The sequence below is a fragment of the Streptococcus halitosis genome (assembly GCF_023147855.1).
Lineage (GTDB): Bacteria > Bacillota > Bacilli > Lactobacillales > Streptococcaceae > Streptococcus > Streptococcus halitosis_B.
The window spans coordinates 77,760-96,190 of record NZ_JAHXOP010000002.1 but is presented as its reverse complement, the minus strand read 5'-3'; the positions used below and the strand labels follow the sequence as shown (position 1 = coordinate 96,190).

Sequence of the window (18,431 nt, the reverse complement as noted above, 5' to 3'; positions counted from 1 at the left end):
GTGACCCATGTTTTTTAAATTATTAAAAGAAGCTCTCAAGGTTAAACAAGTTCGATCAAAAATTCTCTTTACAATTTTTATCATTCTTGTTTTCCGTATTGGGACAAGTATTACTGTTCCAGGGGTGAATGCAAAAAGTTTAGAAGCTCTCAGTGGTTTATCTTTCTTAAACATGCTTAGTCTTGTTTCAGGGAATGCCATGAAGAACTTCTCCGTTTTTGCACTTGGTGTAAGTCCGTACATCACTGCTTCTATCGTTGTTCAATTGCTACAAATGGATATTTTACCGAAGTTTGTAGAATGGGGCAAACAAGGGGAAGTAGGACGGAGAAAACTAAACCAGGCTACTCGTTATATTGCACTGGTGCTTGCATTTGTTCAATCTATCGGGATTACAGCAGGGTTTAATACTCTATCTGGAGCGAAATTATTAACGACAGATTTAACTCCACAAGTCTTTGTGACCATTGGGATCATCCTAACAGCAGGTAGTATGATTGTAACTTGGCTTGGGGAACAAATTACAGATAAAGGATATGGTAACGGTGTTTCTATGATCATCTTTGCAGGTATTGTCGCTTCAATTCCTGAGATGATTAAGGGTATCTATGTTGACTACTTTGTCAATATCCCAAGTAGCCGATTGACTTCATCTATTATCTTTGTTGTTATTTTGATTATCGCTGTCTTGTTGATTGTTTATTTTACAACATATGTTCAACAGGCAGAATATAAAATCCCAATCCAATATACAAAAGTTGCTCAAGGAGCCCCATCAAGTTCATACCTCCCTTTGAAGGTAAACCCAGCAGGGGTTATCCCAGTTATCTTTGCAAGTTCCATTACAGCAGCACCTGCAGCCATTCTTCAATTTTTGAGTGCTACAGGTCATGATTGGGCTTGGGTACGTACAGCACAGGAAATGTTATCTACAACGTCTCCGACAGGTGTTGCTATGTATGCCTTGTTGATCATTCTCTTTACATTCTTCTATACGTTTGTACAGATCAATCCAGAGAAGGCAGCAGAAAACTTGCAAAAGAGTGGAGCCTACATTCATGGGGTCCGTCCTGGTAAAGGGACAGAAGAATACATGTCGAAACTTCTTCGTCGTCTTGCTACTGTCGGCTCTCTCTTCCTAGGTGTTATTTCTATCTTACCTATCGTAGCTAAAGATGTATTTGGCCTTTCAGAAGTTGTTGCTTTTGGGGGAACAAGTCTACTAATCATTATCTCGACAGGTATTGAAGGAATTAAACAATTGGAAGGGTATCTATTGAAACGTAAGTATGTTGGTTTCTTAGACACAACAGAATAGTTGTAATAGGAAATAAAATTGACTATTGCTCAGAGAGTGGAGTGTAAAAATCGAAGACGTTGTCAGATTTTTATCTCCTCTCTTCTATTTTGTTTTTAAATAGGGGTTGAAATAGATTTCTGCTTCTATTTAAATACAAAATAAGGAGATCCTATCATGAATCTTTTGATTATGGGCTTACCTGGAGCAGGTAAGGGAACGCAAGCAGCTAAAATTGTGGAGAAATTCCATGTTGCACATATCTCAACAGGCGATATGTTCCGTGCTGCAATGGCTAATCAAACTGAAATGGGTGTACTCGCAAAGTCATATATTGACAAAGGTGAGTTGGTCCCAGACGAAGTTACAAATGGTATTGTTAAAGAACGCCTTTCACAGGACGATATCAAAGAAACAGGTTTCTTGTTAGATGGTTACCCACGTACGATTGAACAAGCTCATGCCTTGGATGAAACATTGGCTGAACTTGGTATTGAACTTGAAGGAGTAATCAACATCGAAGTGAATCCAGACTGTCTCTTGGAACGCTTGAGTGGCCGTATCATTCACCGCAAAACAGGTGAAACTTTCCACAAAGTTTTCAATCCACCAGTTGACTACAAAGAAGAGGATTACTACCAACGCGAAGATGATAAACCTGAGACAGTGAAGCGTCGTTTGGATGTGAATATTGCACAAGGTGAACCAATCATTGCTCACTATCGTGCTAAAGGTTTAGTTCATGATATCGAAGGAAATCAAGATATCAATGATGTGTTCAAAGACATCGAAAAAGTATTGACAAATTTGAAATAAAGCGTTTTTCATACTTGCAAAAAATCGCGACAAATGTTATACTGAGATAGTCTGACTTATAATTGTTGCCTCTGTGTCTTGAGGCATCGAATCGAAATTTATGGAGGTGCTTTTGCGTGGCAAAAGACGATGTGATTGAAGTTGAAGGCAAAGTAGTCGATACAATGCCGAACGCAATGTTTACGGTTGAACTTGAAAATGGACATCAGATTTTAGCAACAGTTTCTGGTAAAATTCGTAAAAACTATATTCGTATTTTAGCGGGAGATCGTGTTACTGTCGAGATGAGTCCATATGACTTGACACGTGGACGTATCACTTACCGCTTTAAATAATCGAAAAACTTGGAGGGATAAGAAATGAAAGTAAGACCATCGGTCAAACCAATTTGCGAATACTGTAAAGTAATTCGTCGTAATGGTCGTGTTATGGTAATTTGCCCAGCAAATCCAAAACACAAACAACGTCAAGGATAAGATAGAAAGGAGAAAACATGGCTCGTATTGCTGGAGTTGACATTCCAAATGACAAACGCGTAGTAATCTCATTGACTTACGTTTATGGTATCGGACTTTCAACATCTAAGAAAATTTTGGCTGCTGCTGGAATCTCAGAAGATGTTCGTGTACGTGACCTTACATCAGATCAAGAAGATGCTATCCGTCGTGAAGTGGATGCAATCAAAGTTGAAGGTGACCTTCGTCGTGAAGTAAACTTGAACATTAAACGTTTGATGGAAATCGGTTCATACCGTGGTATTCGTCACCGTCGTGGACTTCCTGTCCGTGGACAAAACACTAAAAATAACGCTCGCACTCGTAAAGGTAAAGCTGTTGCGATTGCTGGTAAGAAAAAATAATATAGGAGGTAAAAGTCTTGGCTAAACCAACACGTAAACGTCGTGTGAAAAAGAATATCGAATCTGGTATTGCTCATATTCACGCTACATTTAATAACACTATTGTTATGATTACTGATGTGCATGGTAATGCAATTGCTTGGTCATCAGCTGGTGCTCTTGGTTTCAAAGGTTCTCGTAAATCTACACCATTCGCTGCTCAAATGGCTTCTGAAGCTGCTGCTAAATCTGCACAAGAACACGGTCTTAAATCAGTTGAAGTTACTGTAAAAGGTCCAGGTTCTGGTCGTGAGTCAGCTATTCGTGCGCTTGCTGCCGCTGGTCTTGAAGTAACAGCAATTCGTGATGTGACTCCAGTGCCACACAATGGTGCTCGTCCTCCAAAACGTCGCCGTGTATAATCATCGCATTACACTGCTTTTCGTTTAAGAGGGAGTAACTAAATGATTGAGTTTGAAAAACCAAATATAACAAAAATTGATGAAAATAAAGATTATGGCAAGTTTGTAATCGAACCACTTGAACGTGGCTACGGTACAACTCTTGGTAACTCTCTTCGTCGTGTACTACTAGCTTCTCTACCAGGGGCAGCTGTGACATCTATCAACATTGATGGTGTGTTACATGAGTTTGACACAGTTCCAGGTGTTCGTGAAGACGTGATGCAAATCATTCTGAACATTAAAGGGATTGCAGTGAAATCATACGTTGAAGACGAAAAAATCATTGAGCTTGACGTTGAAGGTCCTGCTGAAATTACAGCTGGAGATATTTTGACTGACAGTGATATTGAGATTGTAAATCCAGATCATTATCTCTTTACAATCGGTGAAGGTTCTTCTCTAAAGGCGACAATGACTGTTAACAGTGGTCGTGGATATGTGCCTGCTGATGAAAACAAAAAAGATAATGCGCCAGTTGGAACACTTGCTGTAGATTCTATTTATACACCAGTTACAAAAGTCAACTATCAAGTTGAACCTGCTCGTGTAGGTAGTAACGATGGCTTTGACAAATTAACCCTTGAAATCTTGACAAATGGAACAATTATTCCAGAAGATGCTTTAGGGCTTTCAGCACGTATCTTGACAGAACATCTTGATTTGTTTACAAATCTTACTGAGATTGCTAAGTCAACTGAAGTGATGAAAGAAGCTGATACTGAATCTGACGATCGTATTTTGGATCGGACGATTGAGGAACTGGACTTGTCTGTGCGTTCATACAACTGTTTGAAACGTGCCGGTATCAATACTGTGCATGATTTGACAGAAAAATCTGAAGCAGAGATGATGAAAGTACGAAATCTTGGACGCAAGAGTTTGGAAGAAGTGAAACTCAAACTCATTGACTTGGGTCTTGGATTAAAAGATAAATAAAGGAGGAATACATGGCTTACCGTAAACTAGGACGCACTAGCTCACAACGTAAAGCAATGCTTCGCGATTTGACAACTGACCTTTTGATCAACGAATCAATCGTGACAACTGAAGCTCGTGCTAAAGAAATCCGTAAAACTGTTGAAAAAATGATTACTCTAGGTAAACGTGGTGATTTGCATGCACGTCGTCAAGCAGCTGCTTTCGTACGTAATGAAATCGCATCTGAAAACTATGATGAAGCAACTGATAAGTACACTTCTACTACAGCACTTCAAAAATTGTTCTCAGAAATCGCACCTCGTTATGCTGAACGTAACGGTGGATACACTCGTATCCTTAAAACTGAGCCACGTCGTGGTGATGCTGCGCCAATGGCGATCATCGAATTAGTATAAAATCATCAATTTTGTTGAGTGTTATGATGATGGAGTCGTGTGCTCTTAGTCTAGCTCTGGTCTACCGCTGGGACTTTGGTCCTAGCGGGAACACTCATCATCATTTGATAGGGTAGACGCTTGTTTACGAAATTGTTTTTTGTTTAAGAACAACTTCGTAAGCAGGCGTTTTTTAGTATTTTTTTCGGAAATGTGCTATACTAAGGAAAAAGAAAATCAAAAACGTTCAGGTTTTCTAAAAATCGTAGAATGGGAGTCTAAAAATGAAGGCTATTATTACAGTGGTTGGCAAGGACAAGGCTGGTATTGTTGCAGGCGTGTCTACTAAAATTGCAGAATTGGGTTTGAATATTGACGATATTTCTCAAACAGTGCTAGATGAGTATTTTACCATGATGGCAGTCGTATCTAGTGATGAAAAACAGGATTTCACCACTCTTAGAAATGAGTTTGAAAGTTTTGGGCAAACCTTGAATGTTAAAATCAATATTCAAAGTGCGGCGATTTTTGACGCTATGTACAATATCTAGGAGGTAGCCATGGATATTAGACAAGTTACTGAAACCATTGCCATGATTGAGGAGCAGAATTTCGATATCAGGACCATCACCATGGGTATTTCCCTTTTGGACTGTATTGATTCAGACATCGAACGTGCTGCTGAAAAAATTTACCAAAAGATTACTACTAAAGCTGCGAATCTAGTGGCTGTGGGAGATGAAATTGCTGCAGAACTTGGTATTCCTATTGTCAATAAACGGGTATCGGTGACTCCGATTTCCTTGATTGGTGCTGCGACTGATGCGACGGACTATGTCGTTTTGGCAAAGGCTCTTGACAAGGCTGCCAAGGAGATTGGTGTTGACTTTATCGGTGGATTCTCAGCTTTGGTACAAAAAGGCTACCAAAAAGGAGATGAAATTCTCATCAATTCTATCCCACGCGCTCTAGCTGAGACAGACAAGGTTTGTTCGTCTGTTAATATTGGCTCAACCAAGTCAGGTATCAACATGACTGCGGTTGCAGATATGGGACGTATCATCAAGGAGACAGCGAACTTATCAGATATGGGAGCGGCTAAGTTGGTCGTATTTGCTAACGCTGTTGAGGACAATCCTTTTATGGCGGGGGCCTTCCATGGTGTCGGTGAAGCAGATGTCATCATCAATGTTGGTGTTTCAGGTCCTGGTGTTGTCAAACGCGCCTTGGAGAAAGTTCGTGGTCAGAGTTTTGATGTAGTAGCGGAAACAGTCAAGAAAACAGCCTTCAAGATTACTCGTATCGGTCAGCTGGTCGGTCAAATGGCGAGCGAACGCCTTGGAGTTGACTTTGGGATTGTAGACCTAAGTTTGGCACCAACTCCTGCAGTTGGAGACTCTGTGGCACGTGTCCTTGAGGAAATGGGATTAGAAACAGTTGGTACGCATGGGACGACGGCTGCCCTCGCTCTTTTGAATGACCAAGTTAAGAAGGGTGGAGTGATGGCTTGTAACCAAGTCGGTGGCTTGTCAGGTGCTTTTATCCCCGTTTCTGAAGATGAGGGGATGATTGCTGCGGTGCAAAATGGCTCTCTGAATTTAGAGAAACTAGAAGCCATGACAGCTATCTGTTCTGTTGGACTGGATATGATTGCCATTCCAGAAGATACGCCTGCTGAAACCATTGCAGCTATGATTGCGGATGAGGCGGCCATCGGTGTTATTAACATGAAAACAACGGCTGTCCGTATTATTCCAAAGGGCAAAGAAGGCGATATGATTGAGTTTGGTGGCTTGCTAGGAACAGCTCCAGTGATGAAAGTTAACGGGGCTTCGTCTGTTGATTTCATCTCTCGCGGTGGCCAAATTCCTGCGCCAATCCATAGTTTTAAAAATTAATAAAAAGTGAGAGGATTTAAGTTGAGTTTAAGGATGACGGTGTATACTATAATCATTAAATAAAGACCTCCTAACTTTATTTAATAGAAATCCTAAACTTTTTCATAATAATCTCCTAGGGAAGCTACCATGAGGGTAGCTTTTCTTTTGGATAATTTACAAATGTTGGATTTGCTTTTGAAAGCCGAATATTTCTTTGATCCATGATATAATAGAAGAAATGGAGGATAGAAAATGTCTAAAGTAAGATTGTACTTGGTCCGTCATGGGAAAACGATGTTTAACACGATTGGACGTGCACAAGGATGGAGTGATACGCCTCTAACCGCAGAAGGTGAGTTGGGAATCCATGAACTGGGAATTGGCTTGAGAGAGTCTGGTTTACAATTTGACCGCGCTTATTCCAGTGATTCAGGGCGCACCATTCAAACTATGGGAATTATCCTAGAAGAACTTGGTTTGGAGGGAAAAATCCCTTACCGCATGGACAAGCGCATCAGAGAGTGGTGCTTTGGTAGTTTTGATGGGGCCTATGATGGGGACCTCTTTATGGGCTTGATTCCGAGAATTTTCAATGTAGACCATGTTCATCAGTTGTCCTATGCGGAGCTAGCAGAAGGTCTAGTTGAGGTTGATACTGCAGGCTGGGCTGAAGGTTGGGAAAAACTCAGTGGTCGAATCAAGGAAGGCTTTGAAGCGATTGCCAAAGAAATGGAAGAACAAGGTGGGGGCAATGCTCTCGTCGTAAGCCATGGAATGACCATTGGGACCATTGTTTATTTGATTAATGGTATGCATCCGCATGGCCTCGATAATGGTAGCGTGACGATTCTTGAATATGAGGACGGTCAGTTTAGCGTTGAGGTTGTTGGTGACCGTAGTTATCGAGAGCTAGGACGTGAGAAGATGGAAGAAATAAAAAATTGATAGAAGTTAGCTCCGATTAGGAGCTAATTTTTTTCCTGTTAAATAAGGTGGATTTGCGACCTCAGTATTTCTTGTTATCCAAGTCTAAAAGAACATTTCTCGTCTTTCAAATTCCCCTAAAAATGGTATAATAGTAACATCATAAAATTGGAGAGAGACCATGAGTTTTTACAATCATAAAGAAATTGAGCCTAAGTGGCAGGGCTACTGGGCAGAACATCATACATTTAAGACAGGAACAGATGCATCAAAACCGAAGTTTTATGCTCTCGATATGTTCCCATATCCTTCAGGAGCTGGATTGCACGTAGGACACCCAGAAGGTTATACAGCAACGGATATCCTCAGCCGTTACAAACGTGCGCAAGGATACAACGTCCTTCACCCAATGGGATGGGATGCCTTTGGTTTGCCAGCTGAGCAGTATGCTATGGATACGGGGAATGACCCAGCTGACTTTACAGCGGAAAACATTGCCAACTTTAAACGCCAAATCAATGCGCTTGGATTCTCTTACGACTGGGACCGTGAAGTCAACACAACAGATCCAAACTACTATAAGTGGACGCAATGGATTTTCACTAAGCTTTACGAAAAAGGCTTGGCCTATGAAGCCGAAGTGCCTGTAAACTGGGTTGAAGAGTTGGGAACAGCTATCGCAAACGAGGAAGTCCTTCCTGACGGAACGTCTGAGCGTGGAGGCTATCCAGTTGTCCGCAAACCGATGCGCCAATGGATGCTTAAAATCACGGCCTATGCAGAGCGCTTGCTTAATGACTTGGATGAGTTGGATTGGCCAGAGTCTATCAAGGAAATGCAACGTAACTGGATTGGGAAATCAACTGGTGCTAATGTCACTTTTAAAGTAAAAGGAACCGACAAGGAATTTACAGTCTTTACAACTCGTCCTGATACCCTTTTCGGTGCGACTTTCACTGTCTTGGCTCCTGAACATGACCTAGTTGACGCTATCACAAGTCCAGAGCAAGCTGAAGCCATAGCAGACTACAAACATCAAGCTAGTCTTAAGTCTGACTTGGCTCGTACCGACCTTGCCAAGGAAAAAACAGGGGTTTGGACCGGTGCTTATGCCATCAACCCTGTCAATGGCAAAGAAATTCCAATCTGGATTGCGGACTATGTTCTTGCTAGCTATGGAACAGGTGCGGTAATGGCTGTGCCAGCCCACGACCAACGTGACTGGGAATTTGCCAAACAGTTTGGTCTTCCAATCGTAGAAGTGCTTGAAGGTGGTAATGTGGCGGAAGCTGCCTACACAGAAGATGGACTTCACGTTAACTCAGATTTCCTAGATGGTCTTAACAAAGAAGACGCCATTGCTAAAATCGTAGCTTGGTTGGAAGAGAAAGGTTGTGGACAAGAGAAGGTTACCTACCGTCTCCGCGACTGGCTCTTTAGCCGTCAACGTTACTGGGGTGAACCAATCCCAATTATTCATTGGGAAGATGGGACTTCAACGGCTGTTCCTGAAAATGAACTCCCACTTGTCTTGCCAGTCACCAAGGACATCCGCCCTTCAGGTACGGGTGAAAGCCCATTGGCTAACTTGACAGACTGGCTTGAAGTAACTCGTGAAGATGGGGTCAAAGGTCGTCGTGAAACCAATACGATGCCACAATGGGCTGGTTCAAGTTGGTACTACCTCCGCTATATCGATCCACACAACACAGAGAAATTGGCTGATGAGGACCTTCTCAAACAATGGTTGCCAGTCGATATCTACGTGGGTGGTGCAGAACACGCCGTTCTTCACTTGCTCTACGCTCGTTTCTGGCACAAATTCCTCTATGATCTCGGTGTCGTTCCAACTAAAGAGCCATTCCAAAAACTCTTTAACCAAGGAATGATCTTGGGTACTAGCTACCGTGACCACCGTGGCGCTCTTGTGGCGACTGACAAGGTTGAAAAACGTGACGGTTCCTTCTTCCATGTGGAAACAGGGGAAGAGTTGGAGCAAGCACCAGCCAAGATGTCTAAATCTCTCAAGAACGTGGTCAACCCAGACGATGTGGTGGAACAATACGGTGCCGATACTCTTCGTGTCTATGAAATGTTCATGGGACCACTTGATGCTTCGATCGCTTGGTCAGAAGAAGGTCTGGAAGGAAGCCGTAAGTTCCTTGACCGTGTTTACCGTTTGATGACAACCAAAGAAATTGTTGCGGAAAATAGCGGTGCTCTTGACAAAGTCTACAACGAAACTGTTAAGGCTGTTACTGAGCAAATCGAGTCGATGAAGTTCAACACAGACATTGCCCAACTCATGGTCTTTGTCAACGCGGCTAACAAGGAAGACAAGCTCTATGTAGACTACGCCAAAGGATTTATCCAATTGCTTGCCCCAGTTGCGCCACACTTGGCAGAAGAGCTCTGGCAAACAGTCGCAGCAACAGGTGAGTCAATCTCTTACGTAGCTTGGCCAACTTGGGACGAAAGCAAATTGGTTGAAGACGAAATTGAAATCGTCGTCCAAATCAAAGGAAAAGTCCGTGCCAAACTCATGGTCGCTAAAGACCTATCACGCGAAGAATTGCAAGAAATTGCTCTAGCAGATGAAAAAGTTAAAGCAGAAATTGACGGCAAGGAAATCGTGAAGGTGATTGCAGTACCGAATAAACTGGTGAATATTGTAACGAAGTAATCAGTTGATTTGCTGATTTCAAACCTCGGACAGTTTCTTAAACTGTTTGAACCAACTAAACTCGTTAATATCGTTGTGAAATAAGATAGAAATCCTTCAGAGTAGAATCTGGAGGATTTTTATTTGACAAGAAGTTTCTATTTTGTTAATATAATTAACAAAGAAAAGAGAGATTATGGATAAAAAAGAATTTATTACATTTAATAATCGTTTCAATAGATTTATTTTAGCATTTGAACAGCTAAAAAAAAATCAACATAAAATTAGTATTGATAAATCCATTACGTTGAATGAGGTACATTTGATTGTTGTGATTGGGAAAAATCAGCCTTTAAATCTAGTAAAATTATCTGAATTATTAGAAGTTTCGAGAAGTGCAATAACTCAAAGTGTTAGGAGATTAATTCAAAAAAATTTAGTTGTTTTTGATTTTGCTCCGAATAATGGGAAAAATAAATATTTGAGATTATCTGAAAAAGGCATCGAAGTTTTTAAAATCCATAAGGAGCAACAAGCATATATTGAAGAATCAGTTTTTTCAGTTTTAAACAACTATAGCGAGGAGGAGCTTCAAACAGTTGTGAAATTGATGGATGATATTGAAAATGTATGGGGAGGATTACCGTGGTGAAAGTCGCGGTAAATTTTAAATTTAGTTGTTAAGCATATTAACAAAAGGAGAAGATATGAGTGTAAACATTGAACTGATTTCACAAACTGACTTAGCAGATGAATTTTTTTATATTACTATCAATGGTTTAGAACCAAGGACAAGGTATTGTGTAGAAATGTACCTGTCCGATTATTACTGTATAAATGCTCCCTTACTTTTAGATCATGATGTTGTGTGGAAATCAACCGCAATTTTTTTATCTGATCAGGGCGGTATGATTGATACCTCTCAGACAGCAGCTATTTCAGGATCTTATAAAGGGGTTTCAGAAATGGGCTTGTTCTTTAATGCGAAACCGTTGAAAAATAGGAAAAGGAGATTACCCAGTTCTCTTGATAGAATTCCATTGCGAGATTGTTTTGGTGTTGAAATTAAAATCAAGCTGGGGAAAGATGTGGTCGCGGAGCAAAGTTTTGTAAGGCGTTATATGAATCTGGGAATAAGGTATCAAGATATTTATGATAAGCATTTTCAAGGTCGATTATTTTATGATGAAAAGTTAAGAAAGGCGCCGGCCGTGATTATTGTTAGTGGTAGTGAGGGAAGAATTGAAAAAGCTCAGAACATTGCCCAACTTTTATCTTCTAGAGGCTATATTTGTCTTGCGATAGCTTATTTTGGTTTAGAGGGATTACCCCAAAACTTAGAACGAATTCCGATAGAATGTCTGGAGGAAGCGAAAGATTTTCTATATCATCATCCTCAAGTTGATAATACAAAAATAGGAATATATGGTCGTTCTAAAGGAGCAGAGCTTGTTCTAGCTGGACAAAGTATTTTGGATGATGTGCAATGTTTGGTACTCAATTCCCCCTCAAATGTAATATTTTAAGGAATAAAGGGAAAACTCAACTCTCATTCATCTTCTTGGACATATTTGCAAAAAGAACTTCCGTATCAAAAATTTCAACTAGGAAATTATTTGTTAAACAAGTTTTTTGGAAAACATATTCCTGAAGATAGTAGGGCTCAGATTGATGTGAGTAAAATTGCCTCTCCTTTATTATTGCTAGGAAGCGATGTTGATGAAATATGGAATGCGTCATCCGCGATAGATGATATTATTTCACATTATAAAGGGAAATCCATTTTGTTTAAAAAATACCATGAAACAGGGCATATGTTAACGATTGCTTATCAACCGAATCATCGTTATCGAAAAGATTGGCGCTTATTAATGAAAGAAAGTGTAGACTCTTGGTTTGCTACGATAAATTTTTTTGATACACATTTGAAAAATTTGTAGATAGTGCTGAACCGTGCTATAATAGTCCCAACTAAGATAAAAACACAGTTCTGGTTGGTAGTCCAGACGTAGGCAAGCCTATCAGTAACCTTCCTCCTTGGTTGTCCATTCTTAGGGATAGATTTAAGGAGGTGCTGTCATGGAAATCGTTTCAATTGGCTTGACAGTTTATTTTGAAGATGGATTTTGGCATGGATTGTTTGAACAAGAGTATGAGGGAACTTATCAAGTTTGTCGAGTGACATTTGGTCAGGAACCAAAAGAGGATGAAATTTTGAAACTTTTACAGACTCAGTTTGTTCGGTTATCTTTTAGTCCAGAGGCAACAGTCAAACAGCATGTGAAGATTAAGAATCCGAAGCGTCTGCAGCGAGCTGTAAAGAAACAGGTGAAGCAGAAAGTTTCTTCTAAGTCACAAGAACTTTTACAGTTGCAGTTTGAGGAACGAAAAAAGCATTCAAAACAACAGTCTAGTCTCCAAAAGCAATTGCTCAAGCAAGAGAAATTTGAACGCAAACAGCAAAAACGTAGAGAGAAGCACAAGGGGCACTAGTAGCTTTCTCTTTCATAAAATAGAACAGCTCTTCTTGGATAACAAGAGCTGTTTTTGCTTGTATTGAAGATTTCTTTCCTAATAGATAGCCTTATCGTTAATGGCAGTTTCAAATTCAGGACCATACTTTCTTGCTTCAAATTCAATCCTGCCCCATTCAGCATTTTCATTTTACTAGAAGGGAGTGTGTGCCATGATTTCTGATTCATTTTTTATTGTTTGCTTTGGTGAGAACAATACTACCGACTCTTGGATTTTTCTGCCGGATGCTATAAAACACCTCTTTTATAGCGCATGTTTAAAAATATAATGTGTGGTTATAAGTGATTTTAAACTTCCTCTAGTGATTCGATGGTAGAAAAACGGTTGCAGCCTGCACCACTTTAACTTAGCCCCCATTATTTTACCACTTGTCCTTTCATTTTAACTGCTTATCTCAAAAGTCGATTTTTCTTTCATTCTTTTTGTTAAACTAGTGTGGTTAAGAGGAGGAAAAAATATGATTTTACAAGCTAAACATTTGACTAAACGGTACGGCAATCATATGGCTGTTGACGATATCCAGTTAGAGTTTGAAAAAGGAAGTTTCAATGCTATTTTGGGACCCAATGGTGCAGGGAAATCAACCACCATTTCCATGTTAATCGGGTTGAAAAAGCCGACACAAGGTCAGATTCGATATGCGTCAAATACGAAAATCGGAGTTGTTTTTCAAGCTAGTGTACTGGATGAGATGTTGACGGTTAGGGAAAATCTCACGATTCGTGCTCAACAGTATAAGGAGATTGCAGCAAGTCGTGTGGATGATTTGATCCATCAACTGGGTTTGACGGCTTTCCAGAAACAACTCTATGGAACCTTGTCAGGTGGACAAAAACGTCGGGTTGATATTGCGCGTGCTCTTCTTTCGCGACCAGATATTCTTTTCTTGGATGAACCAACGACAGGTCTTGATATTCAGACTCGCAAATCCATCTGGGATCTACTGTATCGACTACAAAAGGATGAAGGGATGACTATTATCTTAACGACTCATTATCTGGATGAAGCAGATGAAGCGGATCAGATCTATATCGTTGATCATGGGAAAGTGATTGCGCAAGGTTCTGCGACTGCTATCAAAAGTCAGTATGCATCTAATATCCTAAAAATTCGTTTTAAGGAAATGAAAGATTTAGAAAAGTTGCTACAGACTGGAATGACAGTAGAGGAAGAAAACGAGTTGGAATATCTTTTTTATCCAAGGACGTCACAGGAAGCCATTGAATATTTGGCAAAAGTTCGAGAAGAAATTGATTCTTTTGAGTTTCGCCCAGGTACTATGGATGATGCCTTTATTGCACTTACAGGAAGAGAGGTTCGCTAATGCTAGCTTTATTGAAACGGAATTTTATCTTATATTTTCGTAATCGTTCGGGAGTATTTTTCTCATTATTGGGGGCATTGATTTCCTTCCTCCTTTATATCATTTTTTTGCAGAAGAACTTGACGGATGCTTGGTCCCAACTCCCTAATAGTACGAACCTTTTAAATAACTGGCTGATGGGTGGGACCTTGGCTGTGACTGGGATGACAACCAGTTTTACGGCTCTTACACAAATGGTACAGGATCGTGAAAATCAAGTGGATCAAGATCTCTTCTTGACAGATTTAGGTAACTGGGGCTTACAGACGTCCTATCTAATCAGTAGTATTGTCATTTCTTTTGTCATGCAGGTGTTTATGTATGCTGTTATGAGTTTTTATTTTAAAGAGAGCCCAGTTATCAGTCATTTACCGGAAATCGCTTTGATTATGTTGTTAAGCAGTCTGCTTTCAAGTTTGGTAAATGTTCTCTTGATTTACCGTTTTCAATCTGTAGATAGCCTTGGGAAACTGGCAACGATAGTGGGAACTGCTTCTGGATTTTTAGTAGGAACTTATATCCCCATTGGAGTATTACCTGATTCTGCACAGCTTTTCATGAAATGTACCCCTGCAACTTATATTGCTTCTCTCTATCGACAAGTCTTGATGAAAGAGCGGTTAGAGACCGCATTTTCAGGAAACAACAGTCTGTTACAGGAATTTCAAGAAAAAATGGGAATCCAAATCAACTGGCAAGAACTATTGACAAAGGGAGAAACATACTTTATAGTGGTTATTATCAGTCTCGTCGCTATTCTTCTTTGGCTTTTATTTGTTAAAGTGTTTAGCAAGAGAAAATAAAGATGTATTGGAGAGAAAATGAAGATTCGTTTTGAAATGAAGACAGAGTTTTCAGAAAAAGACCCACACATTTTAATTCAGGCAGCTCAGTTAACCGACCAAGCAAGAGAGGTCATGGAGTATTTAGAACAATTTTCAACGACCAATCATGTGGTTATTCCTATTCGAACGGATGATCATCTGGTTATGGTGAAAATTGAGGATCTTATTCTAGCAGATATCGATAAGAATTTGTTGACCATTTATACGGTAGACGGGATTTATAAAACTAAGGAAACATTGACAAACTTTCAGAATCGGATTAACCGGCGTAACTTTATACAGATATCGCGTCATTCAATTATAAACATTGACCATTTAGAGTCATTATCGGATAGCTTTTCAGGGAACATGATGGCTAAGATGACTCGGGGTCTCAAATCGAGTGTGAGTCGGAAATACGTTAAGTCCTTAATGGATTATCTAGGTTTATAGGAGAAAATCATGAAACGATTGATTGCTTATTTTGTATCGGGAATGCGTACGGCCTCCTTTGTTTATTTGAGTTTGGTGTTATTGGCTCAGTTTTATTCAGGTATTACCTATCCCGCACCAACGACAAAAAATATTCTAGCTTTGTTTTTGATGAGTGGAATTATGGGGGTATTGACCTTAATCCTTGAAAGGCTAGAGTTTCTTGCTTATAGTATGCGTGTGGGAGTTCATTTATTAGCGACAGCTACTATTCTAGTATTGACCTACCTATTTTTTGGCTGGGGTTCAGCATTGTTGAGTCCCTTGCTTTGGTTCTTTTTCTTATTAATTTATGGACTGATATGGTTGTACCAGATCTGGCAAACTCACAAACTAACCCAACGAATTAATCAAGCCTTAGAAGATAAAAGAAAGAAAACGAATCACTAATGTAGTGAGTGGATGAGGTTTGAGGAGAACGCTAGTTTCCATATAGAGCAATTTAGGATATAGTATTTTCAGTGTAAAACAAGGAGAAAAACGATGCCAGTAAACGAATATGGTCAGATGATTGGTGAGTCAATGGAAGGTTATACTCCAGGTGAATTGCCTTCCATTGATTTCTTAGAAGGGCGCTACGCTCGGATAGAGGCTCTTTCGGTGGAAAAGCATGAAGAGGATTTGCTAGCTGTTTATGGTCCAGATACACCTCGGGAGATGTGGACCTACCTCTTTCAGGAACCAGTGGCAGATATGGAGGAACTGGTTACCGTCTTAAATCAGATGTTAACTCGTAAGGACCGTTTTTACTACGTGATTATAGACAAGGCAACTGGTAAGGCTTTGGGAACTTTTTCTCTCATGCGCATTGACCAGAATAACCGAGTAATAGAAGTGGGTGCCGTCACTTTTTCTCCTGCTCTTAAGGGGACGAGGATAGGAACAGAAGCTCAGTATCTCCTAGCGCGATATGTTTTTGAGGAGCTCAACTATCGTCGCTATGAGTGGAAATGCGATGCTCTAAATTTGCCATCCAGACGAGCTGCGGAACGTTTGGGCTTTGTCTATGAAGGAACTTTCCGTCAGGCAGTCGTTTATAAGGGGCGTACGAGAGATACGGATTGGCTCTCTATGATTGATAAGGACTGGCCTCAAGTTAAAGCTCGTTTGGAAGCATGGCTGGCTCCTGAAAATTTTGATAAAAATGGACGACAGTACAAGAGCTTGAGAGAACTTTAAGAGGTGTTGGGATGATAACTATTAGAAGGCAAGAAATCGTCAAGCTAGAGGATGTTCTGCATCTCTATCAGGCAGTTGGATGGACAAATTATACACATCAACCTCAGATGTTGGAGAAGGCCTTATCTAACTCATTAGCGATTTATCTGGCATTTGATGGCGATGCCGTGGTGGGCTTGGTTCGTTTGGTCGGAGATGGTTTTTCATCGATTTTTGTCCAGGATTTGATTGTTTTGCCTAGCTATCAGCGCCAAGGGATTGGTAGCGACTTGATGAAAGAGGCTTTAGGTGACTTCAAAGATGCCTATCAAGTCCAACTAGTGACCGAACAGACAGAAAAAACCTTGGGATTCTATCGTTCTCTGGGATTTGAAACCTTATCTACTTATGATTGTACAGGAATGGTTTGGGTGGATCGAAAAAGATAAAAAAATCATTTTTTCTTAAGTAAAGTTTAAGTTTCCTCGTGTATTATATAGTTATTAAATAAAGACCTCCTAATACTCTTCGAAAATCTCATCAACCTTCGTTAGAGTCGACTTAGCTAACTATCGTTATGCTTGCGCCTATCTGCCTAGTCTGATTTCGATTTTCATTGAGTACCCTTTGTTTAATGAAATCCCAAACTTTTCTTTTTCATCATAATCTCCTAAAGAAGTCACCCAATCAGGTGACTTTTTTATGGCTTGGAGAGGAAAATTCCATTTGGAAAAAATTTTTTTAAAAAATGATAAATCAAAGAAAAAGTTAAGTTAGCTTTAAGATTCATCTTGTATCATATAATCATTAAATAAAGACCTCCTAACTTTATTTAATGAAATCCTAAACTTTTCTTTTTCATAATAATCTCCCTAAAGAGGCCACCCAATCAGGTGGCTTTTTTGTTTGAAAAAACTCCTTAGAAAAGACTAAGGAGAAAGAATCATGTTTTCTTTTTAAGTTGTTGGTTTCGATACTGTCTAGGTGTTAGGTGATAGTGTTGCTTAAATTGACGGTTGAAGTTTGAAAGGTTGGTGAAACCGACCTGGCTTGCAATTTCTTGAATACTGAGGTTGGTTTGGACGAGTTTCTCACAGGATTTCTCAAGACGTAACTGGAGCAGGTAGTCCATACAACTGGCTCCAGTATGTTGCTTGAAAATACTCATAAAGTGATTTTTACTATATCCAAATGTTGCAGCTAGTTGCTCGATATGAATGGGTTCTGAGTAGTGCTGTTCAAGGTAGCAAATCACTTCTTTTAGTTTTTGGTATTTTTGGTAGGTATCATCTGTATAGTGTCGATTGACATATCGATACTTAAAGAGAAGATGAAGCAATTCGTATAGTTTAGATTTTATGAGTAGATCGTAGTATATGCCTTTTTCTTCAAGGATAGAAAAGAGGGAAAGAAGGCAGGATTGAATTTGATCATAGGCCTTATCGCCTGGTGATATTTGGGGAGTAAGGCAAAAGTGACCAGAGTGGAGGGGTTGGATATAGCGTTGGCTAAAACTGTCAATTTGACTTCTACCTAGGAAATCTAAATGGATACGAAAAACTGCTGAAATTTGTTCTTGATTTTCAATAGGGTAGATAGCGTGAGGAGACGTTGGCTGAATTAGGAAAATATCACCTTCATGACTTTCAAAACGCTCAGAGTTGATATAGAAGGTAGCGGTTCCTTTTTTGACATAGATTATCTCGAGTTCAGGATGCCAATGGTAAATTGTATTAGAAGATTGCTTGGACAGGATTTGTTTTTCAAAATCATATGGGAAGTCAGATGGGTTATCTCGTAAGAAACGTGAACGGTCTGCCATGGTAAATCCTCCCAATATTCTATTACTACTTTTATTATACCAA

21 protein-coding genes and 1 pseudogene are annotated in these 18,431 nt (G+C 39.9%); 21 read left to right on the top strand and 1 reads right to left on the bottom strand.

All coding sequences use genetic code 11. The features are described 5' to 3' along the window. Positions 1-7 precede the first annotated feature (7 nt). The 21 genes and pseudogenes from secY (at position 8) to KZX55_RS04745 (ending at position 17,015) form a co-directional block, all read left to right on the top strand. Positions 8-1,318, top strand: coding sequence for a preprotein translocase subunit SecY (gene secY, locus KZX55_RS04845; RefSeq protein ID WP_000465390.1), 1,311 nt, complete (start codon positions 8-10; stop codon positions 1,316-1,318). 156 nt (positions 1,319-1,474) lie between these two features. After that, complete coding sequence (locus tag KZX55_RS04840; protein ID WP_001050426.1) at positions 1,475-2,113, top strand: adenylate kinase; 639 nt, start codon at positions 1,475-1,477, stop codon at positions 2,111-2,113. Positions 2,114-2,229: 116 nt separating this feature from the next. Beyond that, positions 2,230-2,448, top strand: coding sequence for a translation initiation factor IF-1 (gene infA / locus KZX55_RS04835; RefSeq protein ID WP_001029883.1), 219 nt, complete (start codon positions 2,230-2,232; stop codon positions 2,446-2,448). Positions 2,449-2,472: 24 nt separating this feature from the next. Beyond that, entirely contained in the window at positions 2,473-2,589 is a 117-nt protein-coding gene (gene rpmJ, locus KZX55_RS04830; protein WP_001808836.1) for a 50S ribosomal protein L36, read from the top strand. A 17-nt stretch (positions 2,590-2,606) separates the two neighbouring features. Beyond that, the gene (gene rpsM, locus KZX55_RS04825) at positions 2,607-2,972 is read left to right on the top strand and encodes a 30S ribosomal protein S13 (protein ID WP_000090786.1); all 366 of its coding nucleotides are present in this window, start codon (positions 2,607-2,609) and stop codon (positions 2,970-2,972) included. A gap of 17 nt (positions 2,973-2,989) precedes the next feature. Next, on the top strand, positions 2,990-3,373 hold the full coding sequence (gene rpsK, locus KZX55_RS04820; RefSeq protein WP_001118385.1) for a 30S ribosomal protein S11: 384 nt from the start codon (positions 2,990-2,992) through the stop codon (positions 3,371-3,373). A gap of 42 nt (positions 3,374-3,415) precedes the next feature. Then, the gene (locus tag KZX55_RS04815; RefSeq protein WP_000568984.1) at positions 3,416-4,351 is read left to right on the top strand and encodes a DNA-directed RNA polymerase subunit alpha; all 936 of its coding nucleotides are present in this window, start codon (positions 3,416-3,418) and stop codon (positions 4,349-4,351) included. Positions 4,352-4,362: 11 nt separating this feature from the next. After that, positions 4,363-4,749 carry a 50S ribosomal protein L17 gene (gene rplQ / locus KZX55_RS04810; RefSeq protein WP_000331493.1) on the top strand — a complete coding sequence of 129 codons (387 nt, stop codon included), beginning with the start codon at positions 4,363-4,365 and terminating at the stop codon, positions 4,747-4,749. Positions 4,750-5,012: 263 nt separating this feature from the next. Continuing rightward, the gene (locus KZX55_RS04805; protein WP_000644110.1) at positions 5,013-5,279 is read left to right on the top strand and encodes an ACT domain-containing protein; all 267 of its coding nucleotides are present in this window, start codon (positions 5,013-5,015) and stop codon (positions 5,277-5,279) included. A 9-nt stretch (positions 5,280-5,288) separates the two neighbouring features. After that, positions 5,289-6,626 (top strand): PFL family protein, encoded by a 1,338-nt coding sequence (locus tag KZX55_RS04800; protein WP_248025205.1) that lies wholly within the window; start codon positions 5,289-5,291, stop codon positions 6,624-6,626. A gap of 234 nt (positions 6,627-6,860) precedes the next feature. Continuing rightward, the gene (locus KZX55_RS04795) at positions 6,861-7,553 is read left to right on the top strand and encodes a histidine phosphatase family protein (protein ID WP_000049278.1); all 693 of its coding nucleotides are present in this window, start codon (positions 6,861-6,863) and stop codon (positions 7,551-7,553) included. A gap of 160 nt (positions 7,554-7,713) precedes the next feature. Further along, complete coding sequence (leuS, locus tag KZX55_RS04790; protein ID WP_248025202.1) at positions 7,714-10,215, top strand: leucine--tRNA ligase; 2,502 nt, start codon at positions 7,714-7,716, stop codon at positions 10,213-10,215. Between the two features lie 175 nt (positions 10,216-10,390). Beyond that, entirely contained in the window at positions 10,391-10,846 is a 456-nt protein-coding gene (locus tag KZX55_RS04785) for a MarR family winged helix-turn-helix transcriptional regulator (protein WP_248025183.1), read from the top strand. Positions 10,847-10,901: 55 nt separating this feature from the next. After that, positions 10,902-12,134: pseudogene (locus KZX55_RS04780) on the top strand (acyl-CoA thioesterase/BAAT N-terminal domain-containing protein). Between the two features lie 139 nt (positions 12,135-12,273). Further along, a complete protein-coding gene (locus KZX55_RS04775; protein WP_000407103.1) occupies positions 12,274-12,687 on the top strand; it encodes a YjdF family protein in 414 nt (137 codons plus the stop codon). Positions 12,688-13,186: 499 nt separating this feature from the next. Beyond that, complete coding sequence (locus KZX55_RS04770) at positions 13,187-14,053, top strand: ABC transporter ATP-binding protein (protein ID WP_248025177.1); 867 nt, start codon at positions 13,187-13,189, stop codon at positions 14,051-14,053. Beyond that, the gene (locus KZX55_RS04765) at positions 14,053-14,895 is read left to right on the top strand and encodes an ABC transporter permease (RefSeq protein WP_248025174.1); all 843 of its coding nucleotides are present in this window, start codon (positions 14,053-14,055) and stop codon (positions 14,893-14,895) included. Before KZX55_RS04770 ends, KZX55_RS04765 begins: the two co-directional genes overlap by 1 nt. A gap of 18 nt (positions 14,896-14,913) precedes the next feature. After that, positions 14,914-15,369 (top strand): LytTR family DNA-binding domain-containing protein, encoded by a 456-nt coding sequence (locus tag KZX55_RS04760; RefSeq protein ID WP_000701932.1) that lies wholly within the window; start codon positions 14,914-14,916, stop codon positions 15,367-15,369. Between the two features lie 9 nt (positions 15,370-15,378). Continuing rightward, positions 15,379-15,798: a DUF3021 domain-containing protein gene (locus KZX55_RS04755; RefSeq protein ID WP_000825486.1), complete on the top strand. Its 420-nt coding sequence runs from the start codon at positions 15,379-15,381 to the stop codon at positions 15,796-15,798. A gap of 93 nt (positions 15,799-15,891) precedes the next feature. Beyond that, positions 15,892-16,587, top strand: a complete 696-nt coding sequence (locus tag KZX55_RS04750) for a GNAT family N-acetyltransferase (RefSeq protein ID WP_248025167.1) — start codon at positions 15,892-15,894, stop codon at positions 16,585-16,587. A gap of 11 nt (positions 16,588-16,598) precedes the next feature. Continuing rightward, positions 16,599-17,015 (top strand): GNAT family N-acetyltransferase, encoded by a 417-nt coding sequence (locus KZX55_RS04745; RefSeq protein ID WP_248025165.1) that lies wholly within the window; start codon positions 16,599-16,601, stop codon positions 17,013-17,015. A 494-nt stretch (positions 17,016-17,509) separates the two neighbouring features. Here the strand turns inward: KZX55_RS04745 and KZX55_RS04740 are convergent, their stop codons facing one another. Then, the gene (locus KZX55_RS04740) at positions 17,510-18,388 is read right to left on the bottom strand and encodes an AraC family transcriptional regulator (protein ID WP_248025163.1); all 879 of its coding nucleotides are present in this window, start codon (positions 18,386-18,388) and stop codon (positions 17,510-17,512) included. Positions 18,389-18,431 lie beyond the last annotated feature (43 nt).